Raw genomic sequence first — 12,783 nt, forward strand, 5'->3', positions numbered from 1 at the left:
CAAGAGTAAATGACTGAACAAAAAGAAACTAGCTTTTTAACTAGTCTCAAATTTTTGTAGGAAACGTTCCACACTTCCTCTTTATTCAATTATTCTTAACCATTTTGAATTGAATTTATTTTAAATCGGTTAATGACCACTCATCATACCATTTTATTGTTACTTTTCCATTATCATCTATTGTTAGTGGCAACCAAACATAAGGTGATTTCCCTAATTCATCTGGTGTCCAACGATCACCAATATAAATAAACTTTCCATTTTCCTCATCAATCGGTATCACATATGTACTTTGTGAATAAAATGTGGTTCCTTCTTGATCACCCTCACATGGATCACCTAATGTAACATACTCACCAAGAACACTGTCTGCAATCGCATACTCTGCTGGATTAGGTTTCCATCCAGTACATGCAGAGGTAATTAAATAATATTTATCTTGATATTTAAATGGTGTAGGTGCTTCACGCATTTTCCGAATAAATTGGCGAGACCAGACATCTCCTAGTTGCTCTTTCGTACATTGCGGTCTTATACGTGCCGAATTGTCTGTTAAATCAATCCATGTATAATCAGCATTTAATCTGACAATATACATTGTCAAGTTCCCCTCTGAGCTATAGAAGACATATGCATCATTTACACCATCACCATAGGAATCCATATTATCAACAAACAAGTGCATATCACGAAAAGAATTTCCTAGCTCTTTTTCATTCGTATGTTCATCAAAGCCTTCCTCTGGTTCAAATAATACTGGACGATCATAAAATAAAAACTCAAAAGGTCCTACAGGGCTATCACTTATTGCAACTCCTGCACTTGAAAAAGCATAACCAGAGCGCTCAGCATGCATCCACATGACAAATTTATTTGTTTTTGCATTATAAATAACTTTCGGTCTTTCAATTCGACCGTTATTTTCTCCCTGTAATTCTTCAGGCATGTCCTCTTGTTTTAAAACAGTGCCTTCATGCTTCCAGTTATATAAATCTGTCGAAGAATAACAGCTCACCCCTACATTATTTAAGTACCCTTCAGAGTTATCTTCTCCATACCAATAGTAGATCCCTTTATGGAAAAGTATCCCTCCACCATGTGCGCTAATATGTTTCCCCTTATTATCTGGCCATATTTTTCCTGGTTTAAAACAAGGTACATTCTCCATACCTTCATATCCCCTTCTACCATAATATTTCTCTCATTATTAATAAGCTACTTAATCTAATTTAGTTATGATAGCGCTATCTATACAATTCCTACATTGATATCTTTCATTCACTCTATAGTTAAAGTAACAACAGTCATAGGAGGAAGTTGAAGTGCCTAATTTATCTTTTAGTACTTTTATTTTCGAATAATAATATTGACTTAAGCGAACTAGTGCTTCGAAGTAATAATAATCTCCCCATAGGTTACTTTCATTGATTCCCATTCCTCGAGGTTTGTTATATACTCCCTGAAGAAGACCGTGTTCAGCAATTCTAGTTTAGACTATATTGGTAGCTTTCTATTTTCACTAAAAATTCCTTCTATTAAATAAATCCCAATCAAACTTAAATTTCAGGTATAAACTAGTTATTCATCACATGGTAAGCTCTACATTTTTATCAATAACAAACTTATTAATAAATTTATTTTGGAAGAAGATATTTAATAACTTGTCGAGTTCCTGACTTACTTTTAGTGTTTCCTCTGATGAAACCCCATATTTTTTTGCACAAATCTCCATTTCTGTACGTTTCATTTCAATTTTAAAGTTTAATAAAAGCATCTTTATCCTATCCCTTCTCATAATTTATATCCCTCAGCAGAATTTTAAATGTCTCATAATAATTAAAATTATTTTTACTGTTGATATGAAATTATTTCAAATAGGTAACATAAATAACAGAAGTACCCTAATTTTGTTGATAGAACTTTAATTTACTTTATTTAGCTAATTCTATATTAGACTCAAAAGTAATATTATGTGCATACTCATTCATTTCAAAACATTCACTGTCAACACTTCTGATAGCGCGTCCATTAATTCTAAGATTACTAAATGAAACATCTTCAACCGTACGTTCAGAATCATATCCATGTATTCGAGAAGACTTTTCATTTTTACCGTTATATTCAATATTCTTAAACGTTATATTTTGAATTTTATTGCCTGGAACAGGATTATATTTTTTATTAAATACAACTCTAATATCTAATAATTGGCCTAGTTCAAAATCCTCCACGCGTATGTTTTCGAATATGATGTTTTTAATTACATTCCTATCCCCAGCATTGATGGACATTGCTCCCCAATAATTTTCTTGTGGTTCATGATGTTCAAGTATATCAATATTTTCAAAATGAATATTCTCTATCGTATCTCCATTTCCCCCGTGGTCACCGTGTGTCCCTATATTAATAGGGTGTGCTACATCGGCCCACAGAATCGAGTTTTTCACTTGTACGTTTTTCGTGTCACCAAAGAAGTCACCTCGACTACCATAGATGGCAATACAGTCATCTGAATTTCGCATAAACACATAATTAACATTAATATTAGTGCTAGACATCATATCGATCCCATCAGACCAACCTCGAGTGCTAAAAGATTTGAAATTGTTTATCTTAATGTCAGAAGATTGACCAATAAGAATACTGTAATGTGGTGGATCAACCACAATGATACCATCAATCGTAATGTTTTTTGAAGATTCGATCTGTATCCCCCTAAAGTAAGTCGTCTTTTCTATATCAGCCAAATAAATGATGCCTCTGCCTCGAATTGTCACATCTTGTACGGAGTCACATACGAATGAACCAACAACAACACTACCACCGGCTAAATAAATTGTTTTACCTGATGGCACAAGAAGCTGGCTTCCAATCAAATAATGGTAACCAGGTGCAAAATACACCGTATTAGGAATTTCTTTGTCTGAATTTGGCTCTGTAGCTAAACTGACAATATCATCTGGAAGATGAATACCTGGTTCGATTACTACTACATGTCCATGAGTCGAGTTAGGGTGATCCTTTTCTATTGGATTCGCAAATAAGTGAAGGTTATGAAAACGATCTCCATTAATTTCAATCGACAGCTTACACGGATGATCCAACTTCATATTGATGACCTTTTGATATTGTTCGTATGAAATTTTATATGACAACGGACGAATCGTCACATCTTTCACTTCATCTGTATTGTTACATGTTATTTCTACTTCGATGATTCCTTCCATATCAAATTGAACCATCGAAGCCTTCCGAACATTATGCATGTCAACTTTCACTTCATAAATAGATAATTGTTTCCATTCTCCTCCTACTTCACGGACTCTCACAGAAAAATCATTGTTACATACAGCTTCTTTTGGTGCAGGAAATGTTTTTAATATACTCATGAAATCACCTCATAATCTCTCTTAATATCTATAAAACATCTTCATGAACGTTTACTGCGCAAAAAAGAGAAAACTGAAAAACCATTAATAATCTTTCAGTTTTCTTAGTATTTCATTTATTTATAGATTATGTTCTGCTACATACTCATCAACTTGTTTTTGAAACTATTCTAGTTCATTCACTCACAAAACTTCTAACTTCCTTCTATATTAATAAATTATCATTTACAACCCTAACGCCATAAACTCCACCTACTGGCTTAGAGTGCCCTGCTCAAAAAACGGTCGTTACTTAATCTTTCAATTGTATTAATAAATTTAACAATATTTTTGTGTTTTCTTCTGAAATTTCTTTTCCACTTTGAGCTTTTAATTGATTTTCGAAAGCATTTATTTGACCATTCATCGCCTGTTTATTGTTGTTTTCTGCTGATACTTTAGCCTCTTGAAGCTTTTCGATAAGGGAAAGTGCAACTTCTTCCTTGGTGACGAAAGATTCAGTTAAACGACTTAAACTATCAAAGTCAACAGTGACTGTAAATTGAATTTCTTTCTTCGTTGTATTACCTACGTTATCAGTCGCTGTAGCAGTCACCTTATTTATTCCCAATTTAAATTCATATGCTGTTCCCTCAACATTTTGGCATTCCTCTGAAGCAATACCGGACAATTCATCCGTGATATTACAAGTAATCTTAATAGTAGAATCCACCGAATAGGTTTCTTGGTGACCAATAAATTCTATCACTGGTGCAGTGGTGTCAAAGGTAATCGTCTGTTGATATGACTCGCTACTATTTCCGGCTTGATCTTTAAATTCAACAAAGACTGTTTTCTCCCCATCACCAGATGGTAACGTTAATTCTTTTGATGTGTTATATTCCTCCCAATCAGTCCACTCTTCTGCATTAGTGGAATAACGTACAAAGATCCCTTCGCTCATATCATCCGTAGCCTCAAGTGATAATTTGACGGTTTGATTATTTGTAAATTCGGCACCATTATTAATCGTAAACTGACCTTCTGGTGGTGTTGAATCAACTGGTTTTTCTAAATTTTTAATAGATTCATCTAATGCTGCTGATGCATGATCAACAGCCTCTTGTGTCAGATCACCTTCAAACACCAACTCTGCTTGGTCAATCGCCTTCAGAAGTTGTTCTTTTCTTTCATCCGGATAATCTCCTTGATTTAATGCTTTGTTTGCTTCATCCAATAAGAAATCAAGTAGCGTGGTATCCACATTTTCTATTGGATTGTTGTTATATACATCCATAATCTGATCGGCACTCAATGCATAATTAAAAATTGAAAATTCATCTAACATCCCGTTAAACAATGGATCAGGCCACATGCTTTTTCCAATATAGTTGATCGTTGGCGCGAAATCGCTTGGTTTAATGGTAATACCGTCAGCAGATGCAGCTTCCTCACCATTTACGTATAGTTTCGCAGTTTTATTTCCAAGTGTGACCGCCACATGCACCCATTCATTCACTGGTAATGGTGAAGTTTCAACAAATTGTTCCCCACCACCATTTTTTAGTGCAAACCGAAGTTTGTTACTTCCTGATTTAGGTGTCAAAAATAAATACTCGCTTGTATTATTACCAAAATCAAAAATTCGTTGCCAATTACTACCACCATTCCATTTTACCCAAGTAGCTACTGTCATTTCATCATAGTCTGAAAGAGGATGGTTCTCAGGTAGAGTGATATAACTATCACTTCCATTCAATTCAATAGCTTGACCGATTTTCCCATCCTTGTACACAGATGTACCAGATACGGTACCATGTGATATACCGTTAGAACTTTCAGCATTTCCTTCGAACGAATATATGGTCCCTAAATCTTGAACGAGAAATGATTTTGCATCATAAAGCATTTTTGCAAGTTCTGTCTCAGAGTATTTTGGACTATCCAGTTTATCCTTCACCAATTGGACTTGGTTAATGAATTGGTAGTAACTTAATCTTGTATAATTTTCTGCGTCTAGATTTTCTGCTTCTTCTAAAGCAACGTCTAGTGAATCAATTACTAATACCTCTGTGTCATCAGTGGTATTTCCAACAGTTGGACCATTGTCAGAAATAATAACAAATCCAAGTTTACCAACTGTATAATTTCCCTTATCAACTGTATATTGAGCTGACCAAGTTCTGTTGTCTTTAGAAAATACATTCAGCTCTTCTTTACCAAAATACACACGAGCATTTTTAAGTGAATATTCGGTTGTAAATGTCAATGTTACTGTATCTCCTGGTAATGCAATGGAAGAATCGTCAGGATTATCGGATCGAATAGAAACATTTTCTATTGGTACAAAATTCTCCACAAATGACTCACCGTGAAATCTTACTTCTGACATGTTGCCATACCAGTTGCTCGAGTTGTAAATGCGGATATAACGGTATTTCTCTGTACTGTTGATTGTCAAGGTTTGCCACTCCCGTGTAGCAGCAGCTCCATCGGAGATCGTTGACCACGTCTCACCATCATTGGATCCTTGAATTACCGTATTCCCAATTCGGTTATAGTGTCCATCTTGCCTAGCAAGCAGCTCCACCCTTGTTAGCTGTGCATAACCGCCTTCTTTAAAATCAAAAGTAACCCATCCACCGTATCCACTGCCATTGACCCTATAATCTGTTATTGATCCTGGGTCTCCGTCAAATAATACACTCGCCGTCTTCGCCGCATCCTCCTTCGATCTTCCACTCGAATCGGTGATGTCGGTAGTTTCAATGATATACCTAATCAGATCACTTTCATCGGCAAGGTACAAGGAAGAGTTGTCAGTGGTAAACAAAGTTTCCGCTGCTTCGACACCGTCTTTTGTTTTGTAATTAATACTAAATTTCACAGTTCCCACAGTTGCATCGGGACCCATCACTGCTTTCGCTAACCAGTTGATACCGTCATCCGACTTGACCGTAGCGGGTTGACCTTGAATCGTCACATTGACATCCTTGATTACTTCAGTCGATGTGAATGACAATTTCACCGTATCGCCAGAAACGATCCGGTTTTGTTTGCTTTGATCCGAGCTAATGGAAACCGACGAAAGCTTGTTGACAACCTCATGCCGCTCTCCGAAGATTCGAAACTCCGCCAATTCGAACATTGATTTTTCTCCTGAAGGTGGATCAATCATTTGTGCTTTTAAAAAGCGGAACTGCTTATTCTTCAGATCATCTGACACTGCCAAAGTCTGCATATCCTCCGAAACGATTGTCGTACCCTGTGTCAATCGCGTCCAGTTTTCTTTATCATTTGAACCGAAGAGGGTAACACCTCCGATGCGTTCAGGAAAACTCGCTCTAACTTGCATTTGAAATGAATCAGCTGAAACTCGATAGTCGGACCCAAAATCCATGTAATACGTTAAATTCTCGGCTAGGTAATAACCTGCGAACGAATCAGGGGCGCCATCCAAAAGATTAGGAAGTTGATTGCCAAAAGTCGAAGAAACAAACATATGGCTATAATCCATGCTTCCATCCTCTAACAAAGGAGTTAATTCCAGTAGATTCTGAACTGCAATGTTCAATTCTTCTAGCTTCTGATAGAAAACATCGTCCGATGCACTTGAAATAAGGTTCATGACATCGTCATACGCCTGATTATATTGATCCAAAGTGGACTTAATATACTTTGTATTTGCATCATACGGAGATATAACAGCGTTTACTGTAGACTGGCGGTCTTCCGCCACTTTAATTTGTACTTCCCTTGTCGTCACAACAGTTCCGTCCGATGCTCCTACCACAATGGAATATGTTCCGGATTTAGCAGGTTTCCAGGAAAATGCACCAGTGCTCTCATCGAACATGGCACCTTCCGGCTTATGGTCCATCTGATATGAAATAACTTCAGATGCATTTTCATCTGTTGCGGAAAAATCAAATTCGATCATCGCATCGGACCCAACATAGCCAAACAATTTCAAAGTAGTATTCCCAGATTTGAACGTTGGCGGTGTTAGTTGCTCACCCGCTTTCGTGTTAATATGGTCAATGTCAACCATTGTACCCATATTTCCTTTGATCGTGAGATAAACTAGGTCACCAAAAAACTGGAAATCACTCAAGTTATACGTCATGTATTTCCATTGTCCTTTTGTATCCGGCAGTGTTAATTTACCTTCTAGGCCGAGATTAATATTCATGTTGGCTGTGCCATTGGTCCGAATTCGGAAACCGATTGTTTTTGAACCTGTAGCTGAACCGACGATTGCCACCTTGCTGCCCTGTTCCGTTGCGTTCACTTGGACAAATGATGTATCGCCTTCCTGCACAGCATTTGAATTGGCATCAAGGCTTGTGTATCGTTGTTCAAATTCGATCCAATCTGGATTAGCGGATACTTTCGGAAGAAGTTCTGCTCCTTCAGCTTCTGCTTCTTTCGGTATATAAAGCCAATAATCTCCTCCGCCATCAGGCGATTCCCACCAAAAGGGCAGTCTCTTCTTGAACATCTCGGTAAAATATGGTGCCTCTTTCTCCATATCTAATCCTTGCGAATATTTGTAATAATAGTAAAGACCATATACGTTTCCTCCGATTCTGCCTCTGTAACCGCCCGCCAGCTTTTTATAAATAATCGTCGGATCTCCGTTTACATCAGTATGTGCCGCCAACGGTGTCCACGGCGTATCATAGCCTAACATATACTGGGCAAAATAGTCGGCCCCATCTAATATTCTCTTATTTAGAAAATTGTACGGATTCACAGCGTCACCAGCTGTAGACGCTTTGCCTGTTTCTGGGTCAACTTTTGTTCCCTGTGCATGCAAAATGCGGGATAAATATTCCACATTGGTAACGTCTCCGGCGGAGTGCGCCTGGTCTCTTCCCATTTCCGCAATTTGAACCACAGGGGTCTCTAATTTTTCTCCAGTTAAAATATTCGTATCAACCAGTCTGAATAATTGCTTTATCGAGCCATTTTGTCCTTGGTCAACCGCCGATTCGTTCACAGTGAACCATTCGACTCCTTCGTTATAGCGATTGCGGTTGTCGGTGAAAATATAGCCTGACATAGCTCCGATCAATGGATATAGGTGTTGATTCATGAAATAGTTATTATTGTGTTGTAAAGTTTCGATAGCGGGGTTTATCATGTTGTTCGTGAAATCAGCTGTATCTTTGTCCGTCCACTTAAGATCTGGATTTTGAGTACTCGTATACCTCAGAATTTCCGCGGCTGAAACCATACGAAAAAGAGGAATACCTGAATGAATGTGTGCATCGCTATAATAAGCGTATTTCTCAGGATCCATTTGAGACCAGATCCGGATAATATGCATCGCATTGGCCCTGTATGCTTCGTCGCCGGTTACATAATAGATGATAGACTGTGTATAGGCTTTTAGAGCATCTGCAATAAATTTAGATTGAATAGTTTTGCTGTTAAAGACGTCCGTCGCCGGTTTTGTTGGATCCTCACTACTCTGGTTGCTCGACGAGGCTGTTTTTGAAGCAGCAGATGTCATCAGCATTTGATTGAAATACGTGTTCCAAGGCTCTTTTTGCGCCCGCACCTGCGTTCTCAAATTTTCAAGGATGTCTTTGGTAAGTCCGATACCCGGATGTTTGAAACCACTTGAACTAATTACCTCATTTATAGTTGGTTGATAATCTGTCATAAGTGATTGTTCTGTTTCCTCCGCTTTAGATACTTTTGGTGATAAAGGCACGATCGTTGCAATTAAACAAAAGGAAACAACTACAGGCAAAATAAGATTAAACATATTTTGTAAGCAAAACCTTTTTCCAAATCTCATTAAATTCCTTCCCTCTCTTTCCCTCTTCTATTTCTTAATTCTTTTTTTTGAGGTTACTAATGACTGTGTTCACATCCAAAATAATTGATGAGTAGTTATTAATCCCTCTTCCACAATAATGAAAAACTGTTCCATCACCTCCCATAAGATTGACAGTTAATCTCTTAACTTTGAGATTGAATACCCCAAAAATAGAATTCAATTTGTTTTTAAAATAGGAGTATTTATAAATTAATAGTTCAAAGAGTAGGATTTTTGAGAAATTAGGTAACTATTACTTTTTCTATGGTAAACTGTTTTGTTTTTACTTGAACCACGGTAACGCTTACATATCATTCCAAAACGAATTCTCCCATCAAAGGTGGTTATTGAATCTTCTTAATTATCTGATATTATTATATCAATCTAAGGATTTTGAACCTATGTCAAGGTATTAACTTTTGTATACCCTTCTTCAACTTTGTGGAATTGCTTATAATATAGGATAGCGTCGGGGAAATGCAGTTTAACACGGTTAAGAAAGTTCCATTATAAAAATCCCAATTTCTCATTTTTAATTCTGAGAAATTGGGATTTTTTTGTTACTCCATAAATGCTCCCGTTTCTAGAAGATATGAAAAGATTTATATCTTCCAAGTCAACTGGATTGTAGTCTTTCACTTATGCTTTACAACTCTTCCTTCAAGGAGTTCATTGTTGCAACCCGTTCTTGTTCGCCTTGTTCGTCATATAAAAGTTGTTCAATGAACTCCCAAATATCTTTTAGCTTTCTTCTTTCTTGATAAAATTCCAAGGCCTCAGGATCAATCGAAAAGTTTGGATGTTTTTTCGATAAACACTTAAAAATTCATTAAAATATGGTTTTTCCACGAAGAACATTATATCCGCTTCAACAGGAGCAAATTTCAACCCTTCCAAATCAATCAACATTTATTATCATTTCATTTATCCCCATAGCTTGATAGGTATGGGCTAATCCCCTCTTTACAATGTCTCCTTTTTCTCTTTTTGGAACCAAGTCTCTAACAGCTCCTTCTCTCTTTCCCTTGATATCCCTGTTTTTCGGTCTGAATCCTGTCTCGTTTTCTCCCATTGATATACATCATGAATTGTGTCTTCAAGAGGTCGGAATGAAAGACCCGCGTTAACAGCTTTATCTACACTAATGAAAGAAGCTCCTTGCCATGGCTCTGTTTCTCCTTCTAATGGGAAGTGTTCAGGAATCCATAAAGGCATTTCCGTCCATGGCTGTATGTTATGATCCAATACAAATTGTTCATCTGCCCATACAAATTCGGCATCACCGTTTGTGACAGCGTTACAGGTGTTCAATAGCTCTTCCATCGTCAATTCATCATCTGGTCCTGTTACATTGAACGTCCCTATTTTTCTGTTTTCTACCATATCGAATACCCATGTTGCTACATCTTTTACGTCAATCAATTGAACTGGACGATCAGGTCGTCCTGGAACCAATACCTTTTCACCTTGTGCTACACGCTGTACCCAATACGGGAGCCGATCCGTATAGTCAAAAGGCCCGACAAGCTGCCCAGCTCTTATATGCAAAACACTCCCTGGCCAATGCTTCTCCGCCTCTGCTTCACAAAGTACTTTCAAAGCTCCGTAATACTCGTATGGAGAAATTTTCCCCTCTTCAATGTCTTTCAATTTATTATCAGGCAGCATGGATTGTAAATAATAGTCTTCGGTAATATTGGGCGGAATCCAATCTTTATAAACAGAGATGCTGGAGATATATGTATAATGTTTAATATTATCCCCGAGTATAGCAGCAATTTTTTTGATTTGATGAGGAGCAAATCCGCATGTATCCATTCCAACATCCCATTTCCGGTTTTCCAGCTGTGATACATCACTGTCTCTATTGCCGATAAGCTGCTCCACATCAGGAAACGTCTCTATATTAGTGCCGCGATTAAATAAAGTGATTTCGTGCCCTCTTTTCAATGCTTCTTCTACCAAAGCTCTTCCCAAAAAACGAGTACCTCCTAAAATCAGGACCTTCATAATAGTTTTCCCCCATTCACTTTAATAGCCTGCAAAATACCTTTCTTTTAAAGAACGTTTTTCCCTTGTAAAAAGTTACGGGGAGTATGAAAAATTTATACCCTTTTATTAAATAGGCGCCCGATAGCTGAACAAAACGAAAAGGACTGTCCTATATAAGACAATCCTTTCATTACATTATTTTTTCATTCTATAATTTTCAAATTCCTTCCTTTAGATGCCATAACTTTTTATTTAATCTAGGAGTATACAAGACTAGGAAGCCGGATCGCCCAATCGTATAGACGATGAAGGCAAGCCATAGGCCATGATTATGCCAGATAGGAGTTACTGTGATTTGTATAATGATATAGATGATCATCGCGTAAATCATAGAGTTTCTCACAGGAGTAATTTCAGTTGCTCCTGTAAAAACACCATAAATGACAAGACCAAAACAAGCAGCAAACGGGTAGATCATGAGCCATGCTCCATACGTTGTTGAAAGTTCGATCACACTAGGTAGACTTGTAAAAAGTTCAATAATCTTTTCTTGAAATAATCCATATATGCTAGCTATGATAAAAGCCGTTATCACTGACCATTGCCTTGATAAACTAAGTGTTTTTTTATATAATTTTTTGTCATTTGATCCTACCGCTTTTCCGACGAGAATACTAGAGGCGTTGGCAAACCCATCAAAGAAATAAGCCATTATGTAATGAATTTGAAATAATACAGCATTTGCAGCTAGAAATTCTGTACCAAACGAAGCACCTTTTGCTGTAAACATATTAATAACGACTAATAAACATATCGTACGAATAAACAAATCCTTGTTACCGTTAAACATCTTTTTCATAGACTGTGTATCTATAAGTGTTTGAATAGATGGCATTTTCCATTCAAAAGATGATGCTTTCATAACAATGAGTAATCCTAAAACGAAGGCTATAATTTCAGCCATCAACGTGGCCGTAGCAACACCTTTTACTGCAAAAGAAAAGACATGGACAAAAAGTATGGCCAAAATCATATTCAAAACATTCATTAACACTTGTAAAAATAAAGATTCTTTAATCTTAGCCATCCCCATTAACCAGCCAAGAATAACGTAGTTCATCAATGTGAAGGGCGCTCCCCAAATTCTAATTCGAAAATATTCAACTGCAAACTTACTCACATCTGAATCAGGGGCAATCAATGTAAGAGCAGCATATTCAATCGGCCATTGTAAGAGAATAAAACACATACCTACAATTACAGCTATTAAAAATGGACGGGATAAAGCAAGTACTCCTTGAGCTGGATCGCTTGCCCCGTTAGCTTGTGCGGCAAAAGCAGATGTGCTAACCCGTAAAAAGCCGAATACCCAATACAAAGTATTAAAAATAAGGGTTCCAACTGCAACACCTCCAATATATGCTGGATCAGGAAGTTGCCCGACAACGGCTGTATCGACAGCACCTAATAAAGGCGTCGTCATGGTTGAAATCGTTAGTGGGATCGCCAAAGTAAGATATGCACGATGATTCATCCGACTATCCTCCTTCTAAAATTTTAAGATAAAATTAAAAACAAAAGCCCCGATTATGA

6 protein-coding genes are annotated in these 12,783 nt (G+C 37.2%); all 6 read right to left on the bottom strand.

Annotation, left to right across the window (positions count from 1 at the left end):
- Positions 1-115: 115 nt before the first annotated feature.
- The 6 genes from I7822_RS27245 to I7822_RS27270 all read right to left on the bottom strand — a co-directional run bounded on the left by I7822_RS27245 (position 116) and on the right by I7822_RS27270 (position 12,724).
- Positions 116-1,168: a glycoside hydrolase family 43 protein gene (locus tag I7822_RS27245; protein ID WP_207982196.1), complete on the bottom strand. Its 1,053-nt coding sequence runs from the start codon at positions 1,166-1,168 to the stop codon at positions 116-118.
- Positions 1,169-1,585: 417 nt separating this feature from the next.
- On the bottom strand, positions 1,586-1,774 hold the full coding sequence (locus I7822_RS27250; RefSeq protein WP_207982197.1) for an aspartyl-phosphate phosphatase Spo0E family protein: 189 nt from the start codon (positions 1,772-1,774) through the stop codon (positions 1,586-1,588).
- Positions 1,775-1,931: 157 nt separating this feature from the next.
- Positions 1,932-3,389: a glycosyl hydrolase family 28 protein gene (locus I7822_RS27255; protein ID WP_207982198.1), complete on the bottom strand. Its 1,458-nt coding sequence runs from the start codon at positions 3,387-3,389 to the stop codon at positions 1,932-1,934.
- Positions 3,390-3,681: 292 nt separating this feature from the next.
- Positions 3,682-8,031, bottom strand: coding sequence for a LamG-like jellyroll fold domain-containing protein (locus I7822_RS27260; RefSeq protein WP_207982199.1), 4,350 nt, complete (start codon positions 8,029-8,031; stop codon positions 3,682-3,684).
- Positions 8,032-10,161: 2,130 nt separating this feature from the next.
- Positions 10,162-11,208 carry an SDR family oxidoreductase gene (locus I7822_RS27265; protein ID WP_207982200.1) on the bottom strand — a complete coding sequence of 349 codons (1,047 nt, stop codon included), beginning with the start codon at positions 11,206-11,208 and terminating at the stop codon, positions 10,162-10,164.
- Between the two features lie 199 nt (positions 11,209-11,407).
- On the bottom strand, positions 11,408-12,724 hold the full coding sequence (locus I7822_RS27270; protein ID WP_207982201.1) for an MATE family efflux transporter: 1,317 nt from the start codon (positions 12,722-12,724) through the stop codon (positions 11,408-11,410).
- Positions 12,725-12,783: the final 59 nt, after the last annotated feature.

The sequence above is a fragment of the Metabacillus bambusae genome, assembly GCF_017497975.1.
Classification (GTDB): Bacteria; Bacillota; Bacilli; order Bacillales; family Bacillaceae; genus Metabacillus; species Metabacillus bambusae.